The 26,321-nt window shown below is 39.3% G+C and carries 30 protein-coding genes, 1 tRNA gene and 1 pseudogene; 11 read left to right on the top strand and 21 right to left on the bottom strand.

Annotated elements, in window-relative coordinates; translation table 11 throughout:
* Positions 1-34: 34 nt before the first annotated feature.
* Positions 35-250, bottom strand: coding sequence for a YdbC family protein (locus NML75_RS05580; RefSeq protein WP_004253080.1), 216 nt, complete (start codon positions 248-250; stop codon positions 35-37).
* A 92-nt stretch (positions 251-342) separates the two neighbouring features.
* On the opposite strand from NML75_RS05580, the gene NML75_RS05575 reads away from it, so the two are divergent.
* On the top strand, positions 343-663 hold the full coding sequence (locus tag NML75_RS05575) for a hypothetical protein (protein ID WP_004253077.1): 321 nt from the start codon (positions 343-345) through the stop codon (positions 661-663).
* Positions 664-692: 29 nt separating this feature from the next.
* Here the strand turns inward: NML75_RS05575 and NML75_RS05570 are convergent, their stop codons facing one another.
* The 6 genes from NML75_RS05570 to rpsP form a co-directional block, all read right to left on the bottom strand.
* Positions 693-1,031 carry an ATP cone domain-containing protein gene (locus NML75_RS05570; protein ID WP_004253071.1) on the bottom strand — a complete coding sequence of 113 codons (339 nt, stop codon included), beginning with the start codon at positions 1,029-1,031 and terminating at the stop codon, positions 693-695.
* A 12-nt stretch (positions 1,032-1,043) separates the two neighbouring features.
* On the bottom strand, positions 1,044-1,763 hold the full coding sequence (trmD, locus tag NML75_RS05565) for a tRNA (guanosine(37)-N1)-methyltransferase TrmD (RefSeq protein WP_006148775.1): 720 nt from the start codon (positions 1,761-1,763) through the stop codon (positions 1,044-1,046).
* Positions 1,753-2,271: a ribosome maturation factor RimM gene (rimM, locus tag NML75_RS05560; protein ID WP_016465641.1), complete on the bottom strand. Its 519-nt coding sequence runs from the start codon at positions 2,269-2,271 to the stop codon at positions 1,753-1,755. Before rimM ends, trmD begins: the two co-directional genes overlap by 11 nt.
* Before the next feature lie 74 nt (positions 2,272-2,345).
* On the bottom strand, positions 2,346-2,678 hold the full coding sequence (locus NML75_RS05555; protein WP_254804250.1) for a MazG nucleotide pyrophosphohydrolase domain-containing protein: 333 nt from the start codon (positions 2,676-2,678) through the stop codon (positions 2,346-2,348).
* Between the two features lie 42 nt (positions 2,679-2,720).
* The gene (gene kphA / locus NML75_RS05550) at positions 2,721-2,960 is read right to left on the bottom strand and encodes an RNA-binding protein KphA (RefSeq protein WP_000379617.1); all 240 of its coding nucleotides are present in this window, start codon (positions 2,958-2,960) and stop codon (positions 2,721-2,723) included.
* 19 nt (positions 2,961-2,979) lie between these two features.
* Positions 2,980-3,252 (bottom strand): 30S ribosomal protein S16, encoded by a 273-nt coding sequence (rpsP, locus tag NML75_RS05545; RefSeq protein ID WP_004253064.1) that lies wholly within the window; start codon positions 3,250-3,252, stop codon positions 2,980-2,982.
* A gap of 477 nt (positions 3,253-3,729) precedes the next feature.
* On the opposite strand from rpsP, the gene NML75_RS05540 reads away from it, so the two are divergent.
* From NML75_RS05540 to NML75_RS05505, 8 genes are all read left to right on the top strand, one after another.
* A complete protein-coding gene (locus tag NML75_RS05540; RefSeq protein WP_254804249.1) occupies positions 3,730-4,326 on the top strand; it encodes a DUF3796 domain-containing protein in 597 nt (198 codons plus the stop codon).
* A gap of 2 nt (positions 4,327-4,328) precedes the next feature.
* Entirely contained in the window at positions 4,329-4,553 is a 225-nt protein-coding gene (locus NML75_RS05535; protein ID WP_042769224.1) for a helix-turn-helix transcriptional regulator, read from the top strand.
* A 262-nt stretch (positions 4,554-4,815) separates the two neighbouring features.
* The gene (locus tag NML75_RS05530; protein ID WP_239682093.1) at positions 4,816-4,962 is read left to right on the top strand and encodes a hypothetical protein; all 147 of its coding nucleotides are present in this window, start codon (positions 4,816-4,818) and stop codon (positions 4,960-4,962) included.
* A 108-nt stretch (positions 4,963-5,070) separates the two neighbouring features.
* A complete protein-coding gene (locus NML75_RS05525) occupies positions 5,071-5,814 on the top strand; it encodes a DeoR/GlpR family DNA-binding transcription regulator (protein WP_247921383.1) in 744 nt (247 codons plus the stop codon).
* A gap of 16 nt (positions 5,815-5,830) precedes the next feature.
* Positions 5,831-6,661 (top strand): HAD family hydrolase, encoded by an 831-nt coding sequence (locus tag NML75_RS05520; protein WP_254804256.1) that lies wholly within the window; start codon positions 5,831-5,833, stop codon positions 6,659-6,661.
* A gap of 53 nt (positions 6,662-6,714) precedes the next feature.
* Positions 6,715-7,521, top strand: coding sequence for a peptidylprolyl isomerase (locus NML75_RS05515; RefSeq protein ID WP_254804248.1), 807 nt, complete (start codon positions 6,715-6,717; stop codon positions 7,519-7,521).
* Positions 7,522-7,554: 33 nt separating this feature from the next.
* Entirely contained in the window at positions 7,555-7,794 is a 240-nt protein-coding gene (locus tag NML75_RS05510; RefSeq protein WP_080981077.1) for a zinc-ribbon domain-containing protein, read from the top strand.
* Between the two features lie 110 nt (positions 7,795-7,904).
* Complete coding sequence (locus NML75_RS05505) at positions 7,905-9,200, top strand: hypothetical protein (protein WP_254804247.1); 1,296 nt, start codon at positions 7,905-7,907, stop codon at positions 9,198-9,200.
* Between the two features lie 101 nt (positions 9,201-9,301).
* Here NML75_RS05505 and NML75_RS05500 read toward each other — a convergent pair whose 3' ends face one another.
* The 10 genes and pseudogenes from NML75_RS05500 to NML75_RS05455 form a co-directional block, all read right to left on the bottom strand.
* The gene (locus tag NML75_RS05500) at positions 9,302-10,843 is read right to left on the bottom strand and encodes an ABC-F family ATP-binding cassette domain-containing protein (protein ID WP_254804246.1); all 1,542 of its coding nucleotides are present in this window, start codon (positions 10,841-10,843) and stop codon (positions 9,302-9,304) included.
* Between the two features lies 1 nt (position 10,844).
* Positions 10,845-11,318 (bottom strand): VanZ family protein, encoded by a 474-nt coding sequence (locus NML75_RS05495; protein WP_254804245.1) that lies wholly within the window; start codon positions 11,316-11,318, stop codon positions 10,845-10,847.
* Position 11,319: 1 nt separating this feature from the next.
* A pseudogene (rlmN, locus tag NML75_RS05490) lies at positions 11,320-12,405 on the bottom strand (23S rRNA (adenine(2503)-C(2))-methyltransferase RlmN).
* A gap of 16 nt (positions 12,406-12,421) precedes the next feature.
* Positions 12,422-12,955, bottom strand: a complete 534-nt coding sequence (locus NML75_RS05485) for a YutD family protein (RefSeq protein WP_004253808.1) — start codon at positions 12,953-12,955, stop codon at positions 12,422-12,424.
* A 163-nt stretch (positions 12,956-13,118) separates the two neighbouring features.
* Positions 13,119-14,024 (bottom strand): aquaglyceroporin Gla, encoded by a 906-nt coding sequence (gene gla, locus NML75_RS05480; RefSeq protein ID WP_004253806.1) that lies wholly within the window; start codon positions 14,022-14,024, stop codon positions 13,119-13,121.
* A gap of 158 nt (positions 14,025-14,182) precedes the next feature.
* Positions 14,183-15,349 carry an ATP-grasp domain-containing protein gene (locus NML75_RS05475; RefSeq protein WP_254804244.1) on the bottom strand — a complete coding sequence of 389 codons (1,167 nt, stop codon included), beginning with the start codon at positions 15,347-15,349 and terminating at the stop codon, positions 14,183-14,185.
* A gap of 12 nt (positions 15,350-15,361) precedes the next feature.
* Positions 15,362-16,102 (bottom strand): esterase family protein, encoded by a 741-nt coding sequence (locus NML75_RS05470; RefSeq protein ID WP_254804243.1) that lies wholly within the window; start codon positions 16,100-16,102, stop codon positions 15,362-15,364.
* A 21-nt stretch (positions 16,103-16,123) separates the two neighbouring features.
* A complete protein-coding gene (locus tag NML75_RS05465; protein ID WP_178894803.1) occupies positions 16,124-16,948 on the bottom strand; it encodes an alpha/beta hydrolase in 825 nt (274 codons plus the stop codon).
* A 135-nt stretch (positions 16,949-17,083) separates the two neighbouring features.
* Positions 17,084-18,298, bottom strand: a complete 1,215-nt coding sequence (gene thiI, locus NML75_RS05460; protein WP_254804242.1) for a tRNA uracil 4-sulfurtransferase ThiI — start codon at positions 18,296-18,298, stop codon at positions 17,084-17,086.
* 8 nt (positions 18,299-18,306) lie between these two features.
* Positions 18,307-19,449, bottom strand: coding sequence for a cysteine desulfurase family protein (locus tag NML75_RS05455; protein ID WP_254804241.1), 1,143 nt, complete (start codon positions 19,447-19,449; stop codon positions 18,307-18,309).
* Between the two features lie 136 nt (positions 19,450-19,585).
* On the opposite strand from NML75_RS05455, the gene NML75_RS05450 reads away from it, so the two are divergent.
* A complete protein-coding gene (locus tag NML75_RS05450) occupies positions 19,586-19,990 on the top strand; it encodes a DUF6556 family protein (protein WP_254804240.1) in 405 nt (134 codons plus the stop codon).
* Between the two features lie 41 nt (positions 19,991-20,031).
* Here the strand turns inward: NML75_RS05450 and NML75_RS05445 are convergent, their stop codons facing one another.
* The 4 genes from NML75_RS05445 to NML75_RS05430 all read right to left on the bottom strand — a co-directional run bounded on the left by NML75_RS05445 (position 20,032) and on the right by NML75_RS05430 (position 26,062).
* Positions 20,032-22,320: a DNA translocase FtsK gene (locus tag NML75_RS05445; protein WP_441348913.1), complete on the bottom strand. Its 2,289-nt coding sequence runs from the start codon at positions 22,318-22,320 to the stop codon at positions 20,032-20,034.
* 141 nt (positions 22,321-22,461) lie between these two features.
* Positions 22,462-24,417: a PTS fructose transporter subunit IIABC gene (locus NML75_RS05440; RefSeq protein ID WP_070459222.1), complete on the bottom strand. Its 1,956-nt coding sequence runs from the start codon at positions 24,415-24,417 to the stop codon at positions 22,462-22,464.
* Positions 24,414-25,325 (bottom strand): 1-phosphofructokinase, encoded by a 912-nt coding sequence (pfkB, locus tag NML75_RS05435; RefSeq protein WP_254804238.1) that lies wholly within the window; start codon positions 25,323-25,325, stop codon positions 24,414-24,416. Before pfkB ends, NML75_RS05440 begins: the two co-directional genes overlap by 4 nt.
* Positions 25,322-26,062 carry a DeoR/GlpR family DNA-binding transcription regulator gene (locus NML75_RS05430; RefSeq protein WP_254804237.1) on the bottom strand — a complete coding sequence of 247 codons (741 nt, stop codon included), beginning with the start codon at positions 26,060-26,062 and terminating at the stop codon, positions 25,322-25,324. The genes pfkB and NML75_RS05430 overlap by 4 nt, the downstream gene beginning before the upstream one ends.
* A 161-nt stretch (positions 26,063-26,223) precedes the next feature.
* On the opposite strand from NML75_RS05430, the gene NML75_RS05425 reads away from it, so the two are divergent.
* A tRNA-Ser gene (locus tag NML75_RS05425) sits at positions 26,224-26,311 on the top strand.
* The last annotated feature ends 10 nt before the right edge of the window (positions 26,312-26,321 follow it).

Raw genomic sequence — 26,321 nt, 5'->3', positions numbered from 1 at the left:
CCTAACCTCTTTTTAATTAATCTTAGATGAAAGTTTATTGATTCTTAAAAGCATCCACCATGATTTGAAATTCTTCATTTGAGAGGGTAATTCCTTTCCCCATCTTGGTGTGGTCAGGACTCCAGCTACGAATGTCAAACTTCGCTGGTGCACCATTAAAGCTGACACGATTGATTTCTTTGGTCCATCCTTTTTCATTTTCAGATAGAGTTAGCAAATGTTCTTCAATTTCAAATGTAAATTCTGCCATGTTTTTCTCCTTTTTGTTCTCAATTGATTATTCGAAAAATCTTGTAGATTTCATAAAATTTTTATATAATGATTAAAAGAAGGGAGGCCGGAATGAAAGATTTATTAAAACAGGCTTTGCAAAAAGTTCATGATTTTATTAATGGACATGAAGATTCCATTCCTGAAAAAAGCGATCCCCTAATTGCTAGACTTGAAGAAGCCCTAGCTAAAAAAACAGCTGTACACATTATTTTTGCTGAGTCAAGTTTTACAGGCGATATTATCAAGTATGATACTGACCGCCAACAAATTATTGTTAAAAATTTCGCCAAAAACGTCAGCCGTATTATTCGAGTGTCGGATATTCGAAGAGTAACTTTCGTTCCTTCTACTATCCAAACGGCCCAAAAAAGAAGATTTAAGAAAGAGTGAGATGCTTCTATCATCTCACTCTTTTTATCTTAGCGAATTTGTTCAAAATGAAGGTGAACAGCGATGTGGTCGCCATAACCACTTCTCTCCAAATCACGTTGCAAACGATAAGAGATATAGTGTTCTGCGATTGTAATGTAGCCAGCACCAAGTAAGCGGTGCTCAACCATTGATTGAATCATACTGATAGTCGCACGTTCTACTTTTGCTTCTTCTAAATCCAACACAACCTTTTTAGTAACTTGAGCTAGGTTTTGGCGCAAATCGTCAGTCAAAACATAGACTGTCTGAGCCGCCTTAAGGATAGCTTGGTAGATTTTATCTGGATCAAAATCAGCGACTTGTCCATCACGTTTAATTACTTGCATAGTTTTCTCCTTTTAATTGTTATTTTCTTTAATTTCTGCTAACATTTTCTCTTCTTCTGCTGTCAGTTCATACTCTTCCAGCAAATCAGGTCTACGTTGGTAGGTTTTCTTGAGGCTCTCATAGAGTCGCCATTGACGTATGTTTTCATGGTGTCCACTCATGAGAACATCTGGAACTAGCATTCCACGATAATCATAAGGTCTTGTGTACTGAGGATATTCCAAGAGTCCTGATGAAAAGCTATCATCTTGGTGACTAGCTTCCTTGCCGATAACTTCTGGAATCAAGCGAACAGTCGCATCAATCATGGTCATCGCTGCTAGTTCTCCACCAGTCAAGACATAATCTCCAAGGGATATCTCATCGGTTACCAAGGTCTTAATACGCTCATCATAGCCTTCGTAGTGACCACAGATGAAGATAAGTTCTTCTTCTTGTGCCAAATCCTCCGCATAAGCCTGGTCAAACTGTTTCCCAGCAGGGTCTAAGAGAATCACGCGCGGGTTCTTTTTTTCAATCGCATCAAAGGCGTCAAAGATGGGTTGCGCTCGAAGGAGCATCCCTTGACCACCTCCATAAGGTTCATCATCAACATGACGAGCCTTTTCAGCGTAGTCACGAAAATTATGATAGTGGATATCTAAGAGTCCTTTTTCACGAGCCTTGCCAACGATGGAATGTTCTAAGGGTGTGAACATTTCTGGAAAGAGAGTTAAAATATCAATCTTCATCGTCTAACCCTTCTAAGAGTTCAACATCCACACGGTTATTAGGAATATCTATATTGAGAACTACAGGCGGGATATAAGGTAAGAGTAGGTCTCGTTTGCCTTTTCGTTTGACTACCCAGACATCATTGGCGCCTGGCTGAAGGATTTCCTTGATGGTTCCAATCAAGTTATCTCCCTCATAGACTTCTAAACCGATAATCTCGTGGTAGTAAAACTCACCTTCATCGAGGTCATTGAGATTTTCCTCTGCAACCTTCAGACTGTACCCCTTGTATTTTTCGATGTCATTGATATGGTACATATCTTTAAACTTGATGATATCGAAGTTTTTTTGTTTACGGTGGCTTGCAATGACCACTGTTCGCACAAACTGATCTTTTTCATCAAATAAGGCAAGCTCTGCCCCTTTTTTAAAGCGTTCTTCAGCAAAATCTGTCACTGACAAGACTCGCATTTCACCCTGCAAACCTTGCGTATTGACGATTTTCCCAACATTAAAGTAGTTCATCTGATCTCCTGTATCTGTTTCTCCCTTTATTTTATCATGTTACAGGGATTTTCACAAGTTGGAGAAAAGGGGAACTATGGAATGTTTTTATCTAAAAAGCTTTCCAAATCTTGTACATGCTGATACTTGATAGTTGCCTTTTTGTCTTTTTCAAAAATGGTCTTCGTTAGGTCGATATGGTTGATAGCTGCAATTGCCACTGTGTAGTGAATGATATCTGCCAACTCCTTTGCCAATTCCTCGTTTGAATCTTGGACACCCTCTTTTCTACCTGAACGTCCATTTAAAACCTCAGCGACTTCTCCAACTTCTTCCACTAGTTTGATAAAAAGTCCTTCTTCTGTTCTAGATTGTTGGTAATGATCAAGTAAGTATTCCTCTAGTTGTCTAACTGTTAAATCTCTCATTCCTTCTCCTTGCAAAAAAAGCGAGACCTCGTCCCGCTTTTCTTATTTTTCATCAATAACGATTCTTACTTTTTTATCTTCAGTTGGGACAGAGTAGACAATCGTTCTTATCGCAGAGATAGTGCGACCCTTACGACCGATTACACGACCCACATCGCTCTGGTCAAGATCCAAATGATATTCCAAAAATTCTGGTGTATCTTCAATCTTGATAGTTAAGGCATCTGGTTGTGAAATCAAAGGTTTCACAATTGCAATAATGAGATTTTCAATCGTATCCATCTGTCAACCTACTTTAAACTTATTTTGAGAATTTAGAATCGTGGAATTTCTTCAATACGCCTTCTTTTGAAAGGATGTTGCGAACTGTATCTGAAGGTTGAGCTCCATCAGCCAACCATGCCAAAATACGGTCTTCTTTCAAAGTTACTTGGTTTTCTTCAACAAGTGGGTTGTAAGTTCCAACTGTTTCGATGAAACGTCCGTCACGTGGTGAACGTGAATCTGCTACGTTAATACGGTAGAAAGGTTTTTTCTTAGAACCCATACGAGTCAAACGGATTTTTACTGCCATTTTTAATATCTCTTTTCTTTTATTTTTTTTTTCGGTGAAATAGCTAAGCTATTTAGCACATGTTCTATTATAACAGATTTCTGAGAGGTGTCAAGAAAAAAACTTGACAGACTTTAAAATTTTTAAATTTTTTAGACTAATAGGGATAAATTAGAAAGAAAAAATTAACTTCTACACCTACAAAGCTTATTCTGACAGACTTTATAACAGTCTAAAAAAAGCAGAGATTCATACAGTATCTAGATTTTCCAAAGATTCTTTATCATCAAATATTATTAACGAAGCTATCCAAACCAAATCCGATGCATTGCTTCAAAGAATTCTTTAGTTGTTTTACTAGCGAAGGCTTTTATTAAAAAGTTTTTTCAAATAATTGCCTCATTGACACATAAATTCTTGCTTTCTAAACTTAAGTGTGATATATTTATAACATAAATTTAAGTGTTATATATTTATAACACAAAAAAGGAGTCTATCATGAAAAAAAGTCAAAAAATGCGTGGCCTCATTGCAATGATTGCCGTAGCTCTCTTTATTGATTTTATTGTTTTATTTGGTTCTAATCTTAGTTGGGAACCCAAGTTAGTTATTGTTGGTATTTCAGCGTTAGGTCAGATTGTAGCTATTTGGAGCTGGCTACATATGAAACCACGGCCTCATAAGAGTCAGAAAGATAAGGGGAAGATTATTTTTGACTTGTCTGCAAAGCTTTACTCGATACTTATTTTTGCAGCTAGCATTTTTTATACAGTAGGGATTTGGCTTGCGACCCCAAGCGTAAGTTCTGGTATTAAAGAATGGATTTTGGGAATTGGCCTCGTTATTGAAGTGATTGTATTTGGCTTTTTCTGTTTGAAAAATGTCAAGGAAACTCCGGACGAACGCTTTTATGCTAATTTAGCCAAGGCAGCTAGCTTGATGTTTGTTTTTATACTAGGCGCACTGATGATCCTAGCAGTTATCATTGGGTATATGGGGTCTCTCACTCTTTACATGGGCCAGATCTTTATTAGCATAGCTGTCTTGATTTGCATCTTTGCAGTTGTCTATGTTATCTTAGAACGTAGAGGATAAGCATGGCCAAAGAAAGCAATATTATTACTAATCTCAAATCTGTTCGTGAGTCCACAGGCATGACCCAGCAGGAGTTAGCCGACCTCATCGGCATGCGACGCGAGACAATTCTGCACTTGGAAAATAACCGTTACAATCCTTCACTGGAAATGGCTCTTAAAATTGCTCAAGTTTTTAATCTGAAAGTAGAAGACCTCTTTGAACTCAGACAGAAAGAGGAAGCATAATTCTTTTCGAGACCTATCATTAAGTTCATTGCTTCATTAGGAATTGAAGCCGAAAGAATAAATCCTTAGAAAATATACTCTTTTAAAATATAGTAATTCTTATGGCATTGACGCACCAAAACACTTAGAAACACTTGTTGAAAAAGACTATGCTACAATTGAAACAGCCTTTGACTCGCTTAACCATCTAAATGCTACCATAAAAAAGAATATTCTTAAAAAGAAGGGGGTTACTGGGCTCTACAAAATGAAGGCTTCTGACTTGAATCAAGCACTTCATGATCATATTTCAGAAGAGGAATTAACTAACTGCTTTTCGATTCGTGGCTATAAACTAACTCCAAAAGGTGAACAAGCTCTCAAAGACCATCAAGCAATCATTGACCGCCATCCTAAAAAGAATCTTTAATCAACCGAAGCTGGTTGATTTTTTTAATGCAAAAACACTTACAAATCATTATAATTATTGACAATCACTTACAAAAGAGGTATATTAGTATTAAAAGGGGGATTTCCTATGTACCAAGAACAACGATTAGAAGAAATCATTAAACTTTTAGAGGATAGAGGAAGTCTATCAGCAAAAGAAATGGTTGACCATTTCCATGTTTCTAAAGATACCATCCGTAGAGATTTTGCTATTCTCGCAAAGGAGAAACGAGCAAAAAGAACTCATGGAGGTTTATTGCCAATAAAAAAACAAGTAATTCTTGGTTTTCAAGGTCGAGCAGAACAGTCTTCTAAAGAAAAAGCGAAAATTGCTCATTTAGCTACCCAACTCATTTCCGATTCACAACTGATATTCTTTGATGTTTCAACCACTATACTTGAGTTAGCAAAAATTATAGATAAAAAAGTTACTATTTTCAGTCATTCATTAGATAACGCACTTATCTTAGGAAATAATGAAAATGTCGATTTTCATATTCTCGGTGGAAAATTTCATAGACAGAATCGTTTTTATTATTCACTAGAAGAATCCAATACTTTAGAGGGAATTAGATTTGATGTAGCATTTTTTGGCGCTGCTAGTCTTTCAGACGGGCAAGTTAGCTTTGAGGATCAAGAAGATGTTCTCATGAAAAAAAGAGCATTTAAAACAAGTAAAATTCGCGTCTTGTTAGCTGAAGCCAGCAAGATAAACAAACACTCTCATTATATTCTTTCCGAACTTACTGATTTTGATTATTGGATTACAGATAAAGAGCCTGATGTAGAAATACAAGAATCTTTAGATGGTAGAACAACTATTCTATTTTAATAAAAAGGAGAAACATATGTCAGTAATAAAGTTAATCATGAGTGATATTGACGGCACTATTTTGGATAAAAATCACCAATTAGATTCTCATTTACTAGAACTGATGCCACTTTTAAAACAAAGTGACATCCCTTTTGTTCTAGCTTCTGCTCGCTCTCCTCTTGGTATAGCGCCAATTTCGGAAGAACTGGGGATTACAAGTTTTCCAATTGCAAGTTATAATGGTGCTCTCATTAGTACAGGAGATAAAATTCTGAGTCAGCATTCTATTGATAAAAGCGAATTGCTCTTACTTCATGACTTCTTAAAAAAAGAATTCCCGACAGTTTCTATCAATGTTTATTCTGGAAAAGATTGGCTTGTGAATACTATTGATGAATGGGTAGAAAGTGAAGCACAGATTACTGGAGAAAGCCCAAAAGTTACATCTTTAGCAGATTTTATAAAAGACGAGAAAACTCTTGTTCATAAACTTTTACTAATAGATAACGCATCTACTATCCAGAAACTTAAAGAGACATTAGCAACCATGGATTTCCCTCAAACCGACTTCTATCTCTCTAAAGATAACTATCTAGAAGTTACACATAATCAAGTATCCAAAAAACAAGCTTTATTAGAATTAGCCAAGTATTATCAACTTTCACTTTCTGAAATTATGACTATTGGAGATAATTATAATGATATTCCAATGATTGAGACTTCTGGACTTGGTGTTGCAATGGGAAACGCACCTACAGATGTCAAAACTTGCGCAAATACAGTAACAGATTCTAATGATCAAAATGGTGTAAGTAAGGCCATAAAATTGTATGTACTATCGGAATCATCACAATTGAATATTTGAAATCCACTTCTTTTTAGGGTACAATGGAAAAAATGATTTTTGAGAGGATTAACATGAAAAAATTAGCTACACTACTACTCATTTCAACTTTTGCTCTTGGTGGATGTACAAGCATCCAACGTGCACTTCGTGGTGATGATTACGTAGATTCTAAGATTGCTACTGAAGAAAGTTCTAAAGCCGCTACTCAAGCAGAAAAAGATTTGAAAGACGCCTTAACAAATGAAAATGCTAACTTCCCTCAACTTTCTAAGGAAGTAGCTGAAGACGAAGCTGAAGCTATCATTCACACAAGTCTGGGTGATATTCGTATCAAACTTTTTCCAAAGCTAGCCCCTCTTGCAGTTGAAAACTTCCTTACTCATGCTAAAGAAGGTTACTACAATGGTGTGACTTTCCACCGCGTAATCGATGGATTTATGGTACAAACTGGGGATCCTAAGGGAGATGGAACAGGTGGTGAATCTATCTGGCATGATAAGGATAAAACCAAGGACAAGGGAACAGGTTTCAAAAACGAAATTTCTCCATATCTCTATAATATTCGTGGTTCTCTATCTATGGCCAATACTGGTCAACCAAACTCAAATGGTAGCCAGTTCTTCATCAACCAAAGTACAACAGACTATTCTGCTAAACTTCCTACAAGTAGCTATCCTAAGAAAATTATCCAAGCTTACAAAGAAGGTGGAAATCCAACTCTTGACGGAAAACACCCAGTCTTTGGTCAAGTCATTGATGGGATGGATGTAGTAGATAAAATTGCCAAGGCTGAAAAAGACGAAAAAGACAAACCAACTACTGCTATCACTATCGACAGTATCGAAATTGTTAAAGACTACGATTTCAGTAAACAATAACACCATTAACTATAACTATAAGGAGATGTTAAAATGATTCTATTTTGGGGGTCAAAAGGTTATCAAAAAGTGTTGGGACATACACAAACTGCTATCGAATGTGGTCATTGTAACAATGTTGGTACTTGGGAAATTACGGAATACGGACGCAAGTTCACTCTTTACTGGATTCCGCTCTTCCCTTATGGTAAAACTTATTTCGTTTCTTGCCCGATTTGTCACTATGGAAAAGAAATTCAAAAGTCTGAGGTTGAACAATATCTAAACTATTAATAAAAGATAGGTCATGTGCCTATCTTTTTTTATTTACACTTCCATGTAAACGCTCTCTTTTTGTTTCAAATATGATATAATTTAGTCAATAGTAACGAGGAGGTTTTCCTATGAAACCTTATAAGATAAATATATTCCGGCTTGGTTTACTCTTATTTTCGTATTTAATCTTTAATGTCGTTTATTCGATTACTTATGATTCCGGAGGTTTTGCTTTTATAATCTTGTGGCCGGCATTTTTCGCATCATATGCTGGAATAGTGCTAGGAAATATTTTTATTTTTAGAGATATTTCAAAATTAAAAGCCTCCTTTGAAGATAATGCGTTTATTCAAAAATCTTCTACAATACAGTTAGTCCTAGCTACAATTGGATTTTTCATGCAAATAATAGGTTTTAAGGGGGCTCCACTTAATTACATTGATAATTATCCCGTACTGGTTTGCGCAAGTATTGTATACTCTATCATTATCATGATTGCTATTTATCAGACAATAAAGCTAGGGCAAGAAAAAGATAATGCTACCATAGCTGGCTTTATCTTTGGGGGGATGATCATTTTTCTCACTATCATAGCACTAGTTATAATCACTTCTCCATCAATTAAACACACTACTAAACACACTACTCCTTCTTTCGCTGAAGAATTTCAATCACTTGGGCTTAAAGGAAAGGTTGAAGTAGTTGATAAACACAGAGAGATTGAAGCATTTTATGGAACAGCCTACAAGCTAACATATACAGAAAAATTATCCGATGGAACTATTTTAAAAGAAACTACTACTGCACAAATTCAAGGAAGAAGTGGAGAACATTTATCAAATTTCTTTCTTCTTTCAGGAACAGATCTTGAAACACTTCTTAACGACAAAGAAAAGGCACTGTTTCACACTGTCAAACAAGATGAATTCAGTTTCTTACTAGATGTATACAAAGAAAGACCGAATCTACAACAAGAAGAAGATAGTATCAAAAATACTACTGCTGACAAAATAAATAAGCTTTTTGATACACCAATAGCTTCTAGTTTTAAATTTGGAAAATATCCAATAGAAAACTACTATGTGGCAATTATGGCGCAGGCTGTCAGCAATCGAGAAAAAGGAGATTCTGACGCAGCTGGATTTTATAATATTACAACAAAAGATCTCATGAAAAACAAAGGTCTTACTCTCGATTTTGATTGTGACCTTTCGATTATAAAGGCAGAAAATGGTAGTCCTGTGGACGCCTTTAAGGAAAGAATCTTATCTTTACCAAAAAATTCATTTTCCGATGGAATCTATAACATCACTAGTTCCTATGATGAAAATGGAATAAAAAAGAAAGTTACTTGCCCATTTGTTGTTGAAGATGGTGTGGGACACTTTGAAGAGGATGAAATCGTGGGAAATCAAACCAATTAGTTATTTTTGATACAAAAACTAGGAGATAGCATTATGACTTCTACTAGTTGCAATCCTCGTAAAAAAGCCAAGTCAAATAGACTTGGCTTTTTTATGACTATTTATGTTAACTCATTGAAATCCCAGATTTGATCCATCCATCCTTCATAGAAGTCTGGTTCATGGCAAACCATGAGGATAGAACCCTTGTATTCTTTCAGAGCACGTTTGAGTTCGTCCTTAGCATCCACATCCAAGTGGTTAGTAGGTTCATCTAGAACAAGGACATTGTTCTCACGGTTCATCAAGAGACAGAAACGCACTTTGGCTTGCTCTCCACCTGACAAGACTTGAATCTGACTTTCAATGTGTTTAGTAGTCAAACCACAGCGGGCAAGGGCAGCACGGACTTCTGCTTGATTGAGCGCCGGAAAGGCATTCCAAACTGCTTCCAGTGGCGTCTGACGATTGCCACCTTCCACTTCTTGCTCAAAGTAGCCGAGTTCTAGATAGTCCCCACGTTCAACCTCCCCAGCGATTGGAGGAATAATCCCCAAAAGACTCTTCAAGAGGGTTGTTTTCCCGATACCATTGGCACCGATAATGGCAACCTTTTGATTGCGCTCAAAGGTAAGATTTAAGGGTTTGGTAAGGGGACGATCGTATCCAATCTGCAAGTCCTTGGCTTGGAAAATAAAGCGACCAGGTGTACGAGCTGTTTTGAAATCAAATGATGGCTTTGGTTTCTCACTTTGAAGCTCGATAATGTCCATCTTGTCCAATTTCTTCTGGCGAGACATAGCCATATTTCGAGTTGCGACACGAGCTTTATTACGGGCCACGAAATCCTTGAGATCCGCAATTTCTTTCTGTTGACGCTCATAGGCTGCTTCCAGTTGCGATTTCTTCATGGCATAGACTTCTTGGAACTGGTAGTAATCTCCAGAATAACGAGTCAACTGTTGATTTTCAACGTGATATACGATATTGATAACATCATTGAGGAATGGAATATCGTGCGAAATAAGGACAAAGGCATTCTCATAGTTCTGCAGATAACGCTTGAGCCAGTCAATATGCTCCGCATCTAGATAGTTGGTTGGCTCATCCAAAAGCAAGATATCTGGCTTTTCAAGGAGGAGTTTGGCCAAGAGTACCTTGGTTCTTTGTCCACCAGATAAGGCTGTTACGTCCGTATCCATACCATAATCCATGACACCAAGAGCACGCGCGACTTCGTCAATCTTAGCATCCAAGGTATAGAAGTCACGACTTTCCAAACGGTCCTGAAGTTCGCCGACTTCTTCCATTAGGGCATCAATATCAGCGCCCTCTTCTGCCATTTCCATGTAGAGTTCATTGATACGTGCTTCGGCTTTGAATAATTCGTCAAAGGCTGTACGCAAAACATCACGCACAGTTTGCCCTTCTTTGAGAACTGCATGCTGGTCTAGGTAACCTGCTGTCACATATTTAGACCATTCCACCTTACCTTCATCAGGTAACATTTTTCCAGTTACGATGCTCATGAAGGTTGATTTTCCTTCACCGTTAGCACCGACTAGTCCGATATGTTCCCCCTTGAGGAGACGGAAGGACACGTCTTCAAAAATCGCACGGTCACCAAAACCGTGACTTAAATTTTTAACTTCTAAGATACTCATTTTAATTCCTTATCTTGTTTTTATGTAGTAGTTTATAAAGGACCCAGGCTAGGTAGCCACCCAAAGTATTGGTCCATAAATCATCAATCTCAAAGACCCTATTGAAATCAAAGAAAAAGTCTAAAACTAGCTGTGTGCATTCGATTCCCAAGCTCAATAAAAAGCTAAACAAAATCACACGCTTCGTTTTTCTTAGTGCAGGTATAAGATAGAGAAGCTGGAAAATTAAAGGGAAGAGCAAGAGGATATTTAAAGCATTTTGTAAAAAAATCCAAAATAGTTGTATAGGGCTAGTTACTTCTCCCAGATTCCAAAGGGAGTTAAAAGGCGTCAAAAGAAAAACCAGGCGTCCAAAAGTTTGAATACCTGGAGTTACCACTCCTGTAGGAAGTTGAGGCTGGGGAGTAAAACAAAAACAGACGATACAAAGACTGTATAACACGATTCCCAGGCTTAGTAATGTTTTTCGATTCATCTTATGGATTTACTTCAGCTACTGCTTTTTGGCGATCACGTTTCATAGTATTTGAACGCAACTGTCCACACGCTGCATCGATATCTGTACCGTGTTCTTGACGAACAACACAGTTGACACCTTTTTTCTTGAGAGTATCATAGAAGGCCATTACACGCTCTTTCGGACTACGACTGTATTGGTCGTGCTCACTGACCGGGTTGTAAGGAATCAAGTTGACATATGACAATTTCTTAATGTTCTTGAGCAATTCTGCCAACTCAAGCGCTTGTTCGACTCCGTCATTGACTTCATTTAGCATGATATACTCAAAAGTTACACGGCGGTTGGTTGTTTCGATGTAATACTCAATCGCTGCAAAGAGTTTTTCAATTGGAAAGGCACGGTTAATCTTCATAATGCTTGAACGCAGTTCATTGTTTGGAGCATGAAGAGAAACAGCAAGGTTAACCTGGACTCCTTCATTGGCAAACTCACGAATCTTATGAGCCAAGCCAGAGGTTGATACGGTGATATGACGAGCACCGATTGCCATTCCCTTATCATCATTGATGGTACGAATAAAGTTCAAAACGTTATTGTAGTTATCAAATGGTTCTCCAATACCCATAACAACGATATGGCTAACACGCTCATCTTGACCACGTTCGTCAAAATATTTTTGAACCAACATAATCTGGGCAACAATTTCTCCGTTATTGAGGTCCCGTTGCTTTTTGATCAAACCTGACGCACAGAAGGTACAACCGATATTACAACCTACCTGAGTCGTTACACAGACTGATAAGCCGTAGTGTTAACGCATAAGCACAGTCTCAATTAACATACCGTCTGGTAACTCAAAGAGATACTTCACAGTACCATCGGCTGACTCTTGAACGATACGTTGTTTCAAGGGATTGACTACAAACTGCTCGTTGAGTTTGGCAATCAAATCCTTAGACAAGTTAGTCATTTCTTCAAATGTCTGAACACGTTTACGGTAAAGCCATTCCCAGATTTGATCCGCTCGGAATTTCTTTTCTCCTTGCTCTAAGACCCATTCTTGCATTCCTTGACGAGTTAAACTATAAATCGACGGTTTCATCTTTTCTCCTTATTTTCTAGTCTTTCTTACGGATGACGAAATGACGTTGTCCCTTTTCTTCATTCTGAGGTTTCTGTTCTTTACGGCGACGTCTATTTCTCTTGTCTGTATGATTTTTTTTCTTATTTTGAGAAGACTTTTTCCCTTTACGGTTGTCTTTCTCTTCTTCTTTCTTGCGCATTTTTTGGTCAAATGGTGCTCGTTTCGGTGTCTCGTTTTCTAAGACAAAATAGGCACATCCATAGCTACAATACTCGAGTAGGTAATCTTGTAAACGACTGATTTTCTCGAGAGATTCTTCAGCTCGCTCATTCTTGTAGAATCCTCGCAAGCGCAACTGCTCATTGCTCCAGTCTCCTACAATATAATCATACTTGTTTAAAACTTCCGAAAAGCGTTGAGTAAAAGCTGTTGCATCAAAGGCTTCCTTACTATTTTCAACCAAGTTGAAGGTGAAACCTTCAGCCTCGACTTTATCTCCAGATAGATGAAATTCTGGACCAGGGAATTTATTGTAATTGTATAATTCAGGTGCAATTTCTTTACGCATAATATTCCTTTTTAACGTTTACTTAATACTCTATTTTACCATATTTTTGCCATATTTACATCTTTTGATTTAAAATGAAAAAAGTCTGACGATTTCACCCTTTAATTCTAAAAGACACAACTGTAATAAAAAGAAAAAACTGGGAAAACCCAGTTTTTAAATATTATAGGTAAAGTAATTTGAAAAGTGCTACAGCGGCAATAGCAGCAGCAATCGGTGCAACTACTGGTACCCAAGCATACCACCATTTTGAATCACCCTTGTGTTCACCAAGGATTGATTTAGGAAGTACTGCGTGAAGAAGACGTGGTCCAAAGTCACGAGCTGGGTTCAAACCTGGTCCTGAAGGTCCACCAAGAGATGTTACCAAGGCCATTACTAGGAAACCAAGTGCCAAGTGTGCGATACCAAGACCTGGTGACAAGAATGGAGCCACTTGAGTTTTTGCTTGTTCAAGAGCTGCTGTTACTTGTTCTTGAGGAATTGTTTGACCTTGAGCAGTCGCTTGTGCCACTTGGTCATTAATCAATCCTTGGGCTTTAGAAAGCAATTCAGCACCAAAGAAGTTCTTTGTCATACCGAGTGCTGCGAAGAAAAGAACAAATGACCCAACAAACTCATTGATAAATCCGTTCACAGTTGCTGCGAAGCGTGATTCTTTTGTTCCGTGGTCGATACTTGAAATTGTTGAGAAAGTTCCCAAGATGTTATTTGGATTTTCTGTCTTCAAGTAGTAGGGACGGTGAGTCGCAACAACCAAGGCTTGTCCGAAGATTGCTCCCAACACTTGTGCGATGATGTATTGGGCTACTTGTGACCAAGGGAAGAGACCGCTAACTGCAAGTCCAAGAGTGAAGGCTGGGTTGATATGGTTACCAGAAACGTTACCAAACATCAAAGCTGGAATCATAACCCCCATACCGTAACCAACAGCGATAACGAGCCAGCCACTTTGGTGACCTTTCGTACCTTTAAGTTCAACGTTGGCAACTGCACCATTACCCAAGATAATCAAGATAGCTGTTCCCAAAAATTCAGTGGCATATTTGACTGCCCATGTGAAATCCATTGATAGATTCTCCTTAATATTTTTTAGACAATCCCTATTCTATCAATTTTTAAACCTTTTAGCAACAGATTTTCTAAAAGAATCTAAGGGGAAAACGCTTTTATTTCAAGTCTACAAAAAAGACCTAACAAACATCCTTTGTTAAGTCCTAATTTCGATTATTCTTGACGCTGACCAAAATCCTTAATCATCTGCTCCATTTCCTCACGACTTGGAGTCGTAAGCATATAGAGATAGTCTCCTTGCAATTCAGCAAAGGCTGCCGGCATGATTTTCTTTACTTTAAACTGCTGACCATATTTAGCGAGCAAGTCTTCTTCTGAATAAACATAGTTAGCATTGGCGCGACGAGATGTTGCCAAGCAATACTGGGTTTCAAATGGAGACTCTGGGAATACTTCACCTGCAACGATAGCTGCATAGCCCTTGTACAAATCCAAGGAATGCGCATAGTTATAGACATCAATAGTGAAGCCACCCGCTGGACGGTTATTGTACTCAATGGCAATATAATCATCACCCTCACGGAAGAACTCGATATGGAAGAAACGTTCTTTCATACCAAATTCCTTGACAATAGCCTCACCATATTTACGCAATTTTGGATCCATATCTTTAAGAACATAATAAGAATTGTCCATCTTGTAAATCATGAGATCAAGGGGTGTATGTGCATAGTCAAATGTAGTTGAAAAGACAATATTCCCATCTCTATCTACCAAACCATCGAAGGTACAGATTTCACTAGAGGTAACAAATTTTTCAAAGAAATAAATGGTTGAATGGTCCCATTCAGCCTTAAAGTGGTTTACATCATCTTCTGTTTCTAGTTTGAAGGTTGCTGCCGCACCTACTCCATTGTCAGGTTTTGCAATCATGGGAAGACCGATTTCTTTCACAGCTTTGTCAACATCTGCTTCTGTTTCAATGACAGCACCTGGAACAACTGGTACCCCAGCTTTTTGGAAGAGTTTTTTCATCTCAGACTTGAACTTGGTCTTCTTGAGATCTTCTGGTTTGGCACCAAAAACATTGAACTGTTCACGAAGGGCAGCATCCAACTCTAGCCAGTATTCATTGTGTGATTCAATGCGGTCAATTGGACCATGCTTATAGAAAAGAAAGGCAACTGCTCGTTTAACCTCATCGATATTTTCAAGATTATCAACTCGGAAGTACTCCGTCAAGCTATTGCGTAATGGTTCATCTAGTTGTTCGTAGGGTTCTTGCCCAATCCCTAGAACTGTGATTCCTTTATTGGCTAGCTCAATACTAAATTGCTGAAAATTTTGTGGGTAATAGGGTGAAATTACAAGATAATTCATAAGCAACTCCTTTTATAGACTCATATGACCGAGGAAATATGGCATTTGTTTACGCCACCATTCCCAGTCATGGGCAACATCGTGCCCCCATTCTGCAAACCAGGCAGGAATTTGTTTTTGGTCAAAAGCTTCTTTTAACTTGTAGTAAGAAGGAAGGCCATCCTGTTCCCAAGCACCTAGTCCTGTACAGATGACAATCTCAGCCTGACGGTAACGATCGATAAACCAACCATCATTTTGATTCCAGATATAGTCTACTGGTGAATTTTGATAGATAGCATCATCGTTGTAGTAATCTCCAACAAAGAAACGAGCATCATAGACACCACTGAGGGCGATAACCTTGGTAAAGACATCTGGATGCTGGAGGAAGAAATTCAAAGCGTGATAGGCTCCCATAGAGCATCCTGTTGTCATCATACCGTCAAACCAGCCTGTCTTATGCTTGATAAAAGAAATGGCTTCTTCAATCACATATCGTTCATAGGCACGGTGCATCTCAGCTTGATCATGGCTATTTTTCCAAGTTGCCAACCAGCTCTCACTATCCACACTTGAAAGTGTAAAGAACTGCACGCGACCTTCTTCAATAAAGGATGCACAAGCATTAATCATGCCAAAATCATAGTATTCATTGTGGCTACCACCTGAAGAAGCAAAGACAACAACTGGGATGCCTCCATGTCCGTATCGATTGACATACATTTCACGGTTAAGATGACCACTCCAGTGGCTAAGATGTTCAATATGCATATCCTGTCTCCTTTATACTATTTACCAATTTTCTGCAAAAAAGCGTAAGCAAGCTGGAAGATTTTCTGCCCATGGAATTTCATGGTGGATGGCTCCAGCCTGAACCTTGAGTGAGAGATTTTCCAACTCAACTCCTCCTGCTATCAAATCATGATAATAGCGAAGAGAAGAGTCAATATAGGCCTGCTTAATATTACCAGCCATGAGGGTCTTATCCGTGTCATCTGCTTCTTCCGTCCCAACATAGATAAAGACTCGTTGATCAGGTAATAGTTTTTTACGCTCCATATAGCGATCAAAGGCCTCTTGGTGAAGCCAGTTGGCTGATGAGAATACTCCCAAACACCCAATCTGATCCTGATACTCCAAGCCAATAAACTGGGTAATATTGCCGCCTAGAGAAGACCCAACCATAGCTGTATGCTTGCGGTCTGACTTTGTACGATAGTTTTCATCGATAAAGGGTTTGACCACTTCCATGACAAACTCAGCGTACTCAACTCCCTTACCACCAAACTGTTGACCAGGGATGTTAGACTCTTGGAATTTCCATGCCGCGTACTCATTCATCCGTCCTAAGCCATCATTATCAATGGCCACTACAATCATACGGCTGATATCTGGATTCCGTTTAATGGTAGGAATGATCTTCCATGAATGACCGACATAGGATTCTTTACTGTAAAAGACATTTTGACCATCATGGAAATAGACAACTGGATAAGTTCGATCCGTGTCTTTCTCGTAGTTCTTCGGGAGGAGAACACGTACACGGCGCTCCTTGCCTGTGTATGGAACCTTGAGTTTATGTTCTCGCATTTTCAGGTAAAAGTAGGATTGATTCATTGTCAGAAAACTCTCTATATTCAAAATTTTACCTAATTATATCATAAAAATAGAAAAAAAGTCAGTTTCCGTCCAAATTTAGGACAATAAACTAACTTTTTTTACTTATTTTATTTTTTCCTCTGGTTTTTCTGATTAAAGGAGGTTATCAATTAACTCATCAACCGCATCTTTCTCAGCTTGAGGGGTAATTTCAGTAATCATAATTCCTGCCACTGCTCGCTCAACCAATCCTTCAACATCCATACGGGCTTCATACTGCTCCGCATTCTTAATCTTTGGATTTGTTTTAGGACGATCAGGTGCAAAAATCGTACAACAGTCTTCAAAGGGTTGGATAGAAATTTCAAAGGTATCAATTTCCTGAGCAATATCTATAATTTCCAACTTATCCATGGTCACAACTGGTCGGATAATCGGTGTATTGGTTACGGCATTGATAGCCTGCATACTTTCAAGAGTTTGGCTTGCCACCTGACCAAGACTTTCACCATTGATGATGACCAAACCATTTCGCACTTCACGGATACGATCGGTAATCCGCATCATAAAGCGGCGAGTCAGAGTCATGAGGTAAGCTTCTGGGGCCTTAGCTTTAATCTCTTCTTGGATTTCAGTGAAAGGCACTTCGATAAACTGGATATTTCCACCGAACTTAGTCAATTTACGGGTCAAATCCTGCGCTTTCTTGAGGGCGCCTGGACTGGTGTACGGTGGGCTCGCAAAGTGAACAGCCTCGATATCTACTCCACGTTTTAATGCAAGATAACCTGCTACAGGAGAGTCAATCCCCCCTGACAACATGAGCATTCCTTTCCCAGAAGTGCCAACTGGCAAACCACCAGCCCCACGAATGGTCTCATAGGAAAGATAAGCCGCCTCTTCACGAATCTCCACTTGCAGATTGATATCTGGATTTTTCATTTGTGCTTGCACATTTGGAATAGCATCAAATACTGCTCCACCAAGAGTTTGGTTGAGTTCACGACTGTCTAACTCGAAGTTATGGTCACTTCGCTTACTTGAGATTTTAAAGGTCATCCCTTCCTTATAGATGTCTTTCATAATCTCTTGAACAGCAGACTTAAGAACTTCTACGGATTTTTCAACCTTATACACTGGAGAAAAGTTTTGAATCCCGAAAACCTGTTTGAGAGACTCTGCTACTGCTGCATAGTCGGCTCCATTAAGATAAGCATGGGCACGGTCGCGATCAGCAGTTACCTTGACTTGAGGATAGATAGATAAAACATCTGAGATATTATTACGTAGTTTATTGATGAAACGCATACGGTTTTTACCTTTGGTTGAAAGTTCCCCGTAGCGAATCATAATTTCTGAATATTGCATGAATGCTCCTATCTTACTTTTCTAGTTTGATTGTAAATTAATTTTAGTTTGGTCAAAAATTGCTCAACTTGACTCATGTCATTTTCTAGGTCTAGGCTGACGCGTACTGCTGACTGGGCCTTATCTTTTTCAACCCCCATGGCAATCAAGGTACCAGCAGGTTTTCCTGCCTTGGACGAGCAAGCAGAGGTTGTGGAAATAAAAATATCATAGTCTTCAAATGCATGAACGATGACTTCACCACGGACACCCTTAATCCCAAAAGTCAAAATATGAGGCGCAAAGTCTTCCTCACCTGAGAAAACAAAAATGTCTGGATATTCGAGTAGGGCTTGCCGAATGACTGACTTCATCTGACTTGTTTTTCTTGTCAACAATTCCAATCTTTCCATAGCTAGACGCAGTGCCTTGGCTGTTGCTGCAATTCCTGCTACATTCTCAGTTGTTGAACGATAGTCGCGCTCTTGGCCACCGCCAGTTAATAGGGGGGTGATTTTCTTGCCAGACTTGATATAAACAAATCCAACACCACGAACTCCGTGGAATTTATGACTAGAGAAGGTCGCAAAATCCACTCGGTCAGTCAAATACTTTTCTGTCGGAATCTTAGCTAAAGCTTGAACGGCATCAACATGGAAGGAAATCGTTGGCTTATCTGCCAAAAGTTCTGAAATAGCTTCAATAGGCTGGATTGAGCCGATTTCATTGTTAACTGCCATGATAGAGACTAGCGTTGTATCAGGACGAAGTAGATTTTCTAAAGCAGCTACATCTACAAATCCTTTTTCATCTACTGGTGCAAAATCTACTTCAAACCCTTGTGTTTTCAGCCAGATAGATGACTCCTTGACTGCTGGATGCTCAATTTCCGACACGATGATGTGTTTACCAAACTGAGCTTTTTCAAAAGCGACACCTTTGATAACCCAGTTATCTCCTTCGGTACCACCAGAGGTAAAGAAGACTTCTTCGCTTTTCTTACCAATTAAATCTGCAATCTGCTGACGAGAAGCTTCTAAAATTCTGGTAGACTGATCACCCAAACGATGAAGGCTAGACGGGTTACCAATAATTTTTGCAGACACCTGCATGTAAGTTTCAAGTACTTCAGGATAAGGCTTGGTCGTAGCCGAATTATCAAAGTAAATCATTGTTTCTCACACTTTCTAAAATCACTCCTTCTATTGTAACACGAAACAGTTCAGGCGACAAGAAATGCCGTTCAGGTTCATTTAAGTTTTTTTTAAAGATTTTGGGTATAATGAATCATGGTAAAGGAGAGAAATTATGTCTAACTATCGCAGAAAATCAAAACCTAAAACTGAACATATCAAAAAAGGCTTTACCGTCTTTCAAAAAACAATTGCAACTTTAGCCAGTATCCTTGGTTTGATTACAGCTAGTATCACTATCATGAATGCTTTAGATAAAAACAAGGATCATAAAGATACGACTCCACAAACAACCATTATCAAGGAAGTTCAAAAGGAAGCTCCCGCTGAATCCAATGCACCTGCACAGAATCAAGGAAGCAACCAAGAAACTAATTCTGCAAATGGTGGAGTTGACGATAAAAACAATAATGTTCAATCAGAAGAGACTACTCAAGCTTCTAACAACGTCCCAAAAAATCAAACTGATGGAGTTGCTCAATCTGATACAGTTGCGACAGACAATAAAACAAACCCTTAACAATAAAGCTTCTCTCCAGTTTCGGAAAGAAGCTATTTTTTTTATTGTTGTAAGACTTTACGAGGTTTTGTCCCTTCAGCAGGACCAATAACTCCAGCCATCTCTAATTCTTCCATCAATCGAGTTGCTCGGTTAAAACCAACAGATAGACGGCGCTGAATCATGGATGCACTTGCTTTTTGTGTCTCGATGACAAGAGCTTTTGCTTCTTCAAAGAGAGGATCTCCAGCATCATCGCTAGAGCCAAATTCACCTTCTGACTCAGATACTTCTCCTGGGTCAAAGCTTTCATCATAATCAGCATCAGCTTGAGCCTTAATGAAGTTTACGATACGTTCCACATCATCATCTGAGATAAAGGAACCTTGGAGACGAACAGGATGGTTTTCATCAATTGGCTTAAAGAGCATATCCCCTCGACCAAGCAATTTCTCCGCACCATTTTCATCCAAAATTGTACGTGAATCTGTTCCTGAAGAAACAGCGAATGCTACACGTGACGGCACATTTGCCTTAATCAAACCAGAAATAACATCCACTGAAGGACGCTGGGTTGCAAGAATCATGTGAATACCAGACGCACGCGCCTTCTGTCCAAGTCGGATAATGGCATCTTCTACTTCCTTGCTAGCAACCATCATGAGGTCAGCCAACTCATCCACAATCACGACGATTAAAGGTAGAGGTACTTGTTTGTACTCTGATTGAGCGTTGAATTCCTCAACTTTAGCATTGAAACCGGCAATATTTCGAACGCCAACCTTAGCAAATAGTTCGTAGCGGTTTTCCATTTCATCTACGACTTTTTGAAGAGCTTTACTTGCCTTACGAGGGTTGGTCACAACTGGAATCAAGAGATGAGGGATATCGTTGTATACTGAAAGCTCAACCATCTTAGGGTCCACCATCATAAACTTAACCTGGTCAGGGCGGGCCTTCATCAAAATACTTGCGATAATTCCATTAACAGCAACGGATTTACCAGAACCTGTAGAACCGGCCACAAGTAAGTGAGGCATTTTTGCCAAATCAAAACTACGAGCCGTACCATTGACTGCTTTCCCAAGAGGAATTTCTAAAAGATTCTCAGGTTTTGTTTGAGATTGTTCCCAAAGCTCACGGAAGGAAACAGTTGCAATTTCCGAGTTAGGAACTTCGATACCTACCAAGGATTTCCCAGGAATCGGTGCTTCGATACGGACATCTTTAGCAGCCAAAGCCAAGGCCAAGTCGTCTGCTAGATTGGAAATACGGTTGACACGGACACCAACTGCAGGTTTAACCTCATACTTGGTCACCGACGGACCTATTTCTGCTCTTTCTACAGTCACTTTAATACCAAAACTTGCGAAGGTTTCTTCCAAAATCTTGATATTTTCTCGAACGATTTTCTTTTCTTTTGACTGATCTTTTGGTTTGTCTGGCGCAAAGAGTTGCAAGCTTGGGAGCTTATACTCCAATGCCTTTTTAGCAGAAAAATCTACTTCAACCTCTTCGTCATCATCATCTTCTTCTTCAGAGAAAACTTCTTCCTCTGGATAGTCCCCTTCTTCAGGGTAATCAAAATCAGCTTGCGGGAGAATAATCACAGGTTCTACCCATTCCTCCTCTTTAAGTGGAGGAAATTCTTGCAGTGGTTGGTCTGATAAGATTTCTCCAGTTTCCATATCTACAGGCTGCATGTCAAGCAAAGCCTGCTCTTCTCTTTCTTTTTCAAGTCTTGCTTGCTCTTCTGCTTCTCTTCGTGCCTTTTCCTCTTCACGCTTGATAAAGCGCTCTTGTTTTTTCTGTTCACGGCGCTCCATCCAGATAGCAAATCGAGCTGAAAGAAAATCAGCAATATCATAGATAGACCATGGACTCATTAAAAGAGCTCCGATTAGGATTAAGATTGCCCCTATGAAATAGGTACCGATGTTTGAGAACAAAAAGGCTACCGGAATGTAGAGACCTACCCCTAACAAGCCACCCCCTGCAAAACTGGTTACTTGAAAACTGGTTAAATCTTTAAAGATTTGTCCAATTGTTCCTTGAAAAATAGCATTTGCCATGCTAAGCTTCCAGACAAGATAAGCTTGAAAGATGAGGAGTAAGCCTGCAAAAATAAAGAAGAAACCTGCTAGCAAGCCTTCTTGTTTATGAATCCATTTAAAAAAGAATAGATAAATCAAGAGAGAGAATATAGCTAAGTATGCTAAACTCCCTACGAGTAAGCGAATCAGGTTATAAACAGTGATTCCGACAGCTCCCCATTTAAGAGCAGCAAAAATTAAACAGATCGCCAAAGCTAAGGAAATCAACATTCGTTGAATCGCTTGTTTTCTTTCCAATTCTGCTTTAGACGGTCTTCGTCTTGTTTTAGTTGTATTCTTGTTTGCCATGCTTCTATTATATCATATTTCATGAACTTTTCGAGAGGTTAAAAAAATGACTGCCCACTTTCGTGTTCAGTCATTTGAATGTGTTTGTGATTATTTTTCTAATGGTTTACGAAGGTAACCGTAAACTACACCACTGACAATTGCTCCTACCAAGACAAAGACAAGGTAAAGAAGAGCATTTGAAGTAAGGGCGATAACGAAGATTCCTCCGTGAGGAGCCATGAGCTTGATATTTGCAAGACCAACGAGTCCACCTGCTACCGCTGAACCAAGGATAAAACTTGGGATAGCACGAGCTGGGTCTGCTGCACCAAATGGAATCGCTCCTTCAGTGATGAATGACAAGCCCATAACGATGTTCGTCAAACCAGAGTTACGTTCTTCTTTGGTAAATTTATTCTTGAAGAGAAGTGTTGCCACAAAGATTGCAAGTGGTGGAACCATTCCTCCAGCCATAACGGCTGCCATGGCTACTGAACCACCTGTTGCCACTGTTGCTGCAAGAGTACCAGTACCAAAGACGTAGGCTGCTTTATTGACAGGGCCACCCATATCGACAGCCATCATTCCTCCAAGAACGACTCCAAGAAGGACAGCTGATCCACCTTCAAGACCACCAAGGAAGTTGTTCATACCAGTATTGATTGCGGCCATTGGGATATTAACAGCTAGCATGACAAAGCCTGTCAAGATTGTTCCAAAAAGTGGTAAGAGAAGGATTGATTTAGCACCTTCAAGTGAGCGAGGAACCTTCACGTATTTCTTAACCAAGAGTACCAAGGCACCTGCGATAAATCCACCAACAAGGGCTCCAAGGAAACCTGATGATACACCTGCAAGAGCTGAAGTTGCTTCACCACCTTGAGCGTAAGGGATTTTACCAAAGGCAAAACCTTCTTTGGCGATAGCACCAGCTACGAAACCTGCTACCAAACCTGGTTTTTCAGCGATTGAGTAAGCAACATATCCTGCAAATACTGGAAGCATCAAACCAAAGGCTGCGCCACCGATTTTCATGAACATAGAAGCAAGTTCATGGTAAGATCCAAGATTTCCGAGGCTATCATTTGGCACACCCATAGCACCATCAATCAAGAAGGCAAGGGCAATCATGATACCACCACCGATAACGAATGGCAACATTTGAGATACACCACTCATCAAGTGTTTGTAGAAGGCACCACCTATACTTTGTTTTTCATTAGATGCTGTTGAAGCTTGCGCTCCATTAGCAGCATGGTAAACTTCAGCATTTCCAGAAAGAGCAAGGTTGATCAATTCTTCAGTTTTACGAATACCGTCTGCTACTGGACGATTTACCAATGGTTTGCCATCGAAACGATCCATTTCAACTGCTTTATCTGCAGCAATAATTACAGCTTTAGCCTTGCGGATATCTTCTGCTGTCAATTGGTTACCAACACCGCTGGCACCATTAGTTTCAACCTTAATACCAACACCCATTTCAGCAGCTACTTTTTGGAGAGCTTCTTGGGCCATATAAGTGTGGGCGATACCTGTTGTACAAGCAGTTACAGCAACGATAAAGTCATCAGAACTATTTGCAGGTGCTTGAACTGGCTCTTGAGCTTTTTCTGAAGCTTGGTCAAAGAGTTCAATGACTTGGTCAGCTGATGTTACTTGACGAAGTTTGTCAGCAAAGCCGTCTTTCATCAAGTATTGAGATAATTCTGCCAAGGCAGCCAAGTGGGTATCATTAGCACCTTCTGGAGCCGCAATCATAAAGAAGAGATCAGTTGGTTGCCCGTCTAAACTTTCGTAGTCAACACCCTTGTTCGACTTAGCAAAGAGAACAGTAGCTTCCTTTACAGCAGCATTTTTGCTGTGAGGCATTGCGATACCGTCGCCCAAGCCTGTAGAAGTCAAAGCTTCACGCGCTAAAATTCCTTCTTTAAAGGTTTCAAAATCTGTCACATATCCGTGTTCAACCAAGCTACGAATCATTTCTTCGATAGCTGCTGTTTTTTCAGTTGCTTGCAAATCTAACAACATCACATCTTTTCTCAATAAATCTTGAATTTTCATCTTTTTTCTACCTCAACTTTTTCATAAGTTTCTTTAATAAATGCTGCAGTTGCTAAATCATCTGAAAATGTAGTTGCTGTTCCACAAGCCACTCCCCATTTGAAGGCTTCTACTGCGTCTTTTGATTTGACAAACTCACCAGTAAATCCAGCAACCATCGAGTCACCAGCGCCCACTGAGTTTTTCACGGTTCCCTTAATCGGTTTAGCAAAGTATGCTCCATCTGATGTTACCAGAAGGGCACCATCACCAGCCATAGAGATAATAACGTTTTGAGCACCTTTAGCCAGCAATTCTCGAGCGTATTTCTCTATTTCATCAAGGCTTTCAAGCTTGACTCCAAAGATAGCTCCCAGTTCATGATTATTTGGTTTCACCAAAAGTGGTTGATAATCCAAACTATCAATCAAGGTTTGACCTTCAAAGTCACAGACCACTTGAGCGCCTGTCTGACGAGTCAAGGCAATCAAATCCTTGTAAATGACATTACCCAAGTTTTTAGCACTCGAACCCGCAAATACAACTGTATCTTCTGCTGTCAGACTTGAAAGAATGCCTTTTAACTCTTCAAGTTGTTCGGGCTCAACATTAGGACCTGTCCCATTGATTTCTGTTTCTTGGTCGGCTTTAATCTTAACATTGATACGCGTATCTTCTGCCACTTGGACAAATTGCGTTTCAATTTGTTCTTCAGCTAAAGTATCTGTGATAAATTTTCCAGTAAAGCCTCCGATGAAACCTGTCGCTGTATTTGGGATATCCAAACGCTTCAAGACACGGCTAACATTGATACCTTTACCACCAGCAAATTTATCATCACTATCCATACGATTGACACTACCAACTTCTACTTTATCCAAACGGACAATGTAGTCTATAGATGGATTGAGTGTGACTGTATAAATCATACTTCGATTACCTCCGTTTTCTCTTTGATAGCTGACAAGAGCTCGTGACCCTTACTTGTAATGACAATAGCACGTTTTATAGGAGCTACCTTAGCAAAACAAGACTGACCAAGCTTGGATGAATCTGCTAGAACATATGTCTGTTTAGCATTTTCTAAGATAGCACGCTTGACGGCGCCCTCCTCCATATCTGGAGTTGTAAAGTAACCTTCATCTACACCATTCATTCCAATAAAGGCACGATCAAAGTGCAGTTGGTTAATCTGATTAAGAGCTACTCCTCCGATACTGGCATCAGTTGTCATCTTGACTCCACCACCGATAATGACGGTTGGGATTTGCTTATCCACTAATTGAACCGCATGGTGAATGGAATTGGTTACCACTGTAATGTCTTTTCGCTCCAATTCTTTAATGAGAAAGGCTGTCGTACTTCCTGCATCCACAAAGATAACATCTTTTTCTTTTATGAGGGAAGCTGCTTTTTGAGCAATCCACTTTTTCTCTTGAAGGTTTTTGACAGATTTTTCTTGAATGGTTTCTTCTTCTTGCAAGGAGTGAGGCAACTCTGCTCCTCCATGCACTCGACGAAGTTTATTTTCAGACTCCAATTCATCTAAATCACGTCTAACCGTTGATTCCGAAGTATCTAACAAGCCTACCAATTTCTCTAGAGAGACGATTTTATGCTTTCTCAATTCTTCTAAAATCAACTTTTTTCTCTCGCTTTTTAGCATGAACCCACCTCCTGTTAACGATTACATTATTCATTCTATCACAAAAAATATTAAAGTCAAGCATTTTTTGTCACTTTCTTTCATTTTCTATCACTGACTCCTCAACTTTAAATAAATTTGCAAGAAAGAAGGCTTTATGGTAGACTAGGTTAGTAAACAATGGAAGATTACTCAAGAGGCTTAAGAGGCCGTGTTGGAAACGCGGTAGGCGTGTTAAAGCGTGCGTGGGTTCGAATCCCATGTCTTCCGTTTATTTTCA

This window comes from Streptococcus sp. CF4-3 (assembly GCF_024295385.1).
In the GTDB taxonomy this organism is placed as follows: Bacteria; Bacillota; Bacilli; order Lactobacillales; family Streptococcaceae; genus Streptococcus; species Streptococcus infantis_I.
The sequence above is the reverse complement of the archived record's forward strand: the minus strand, read 5'-3'. Positions and strand labels throughout refer to the sequence as shown.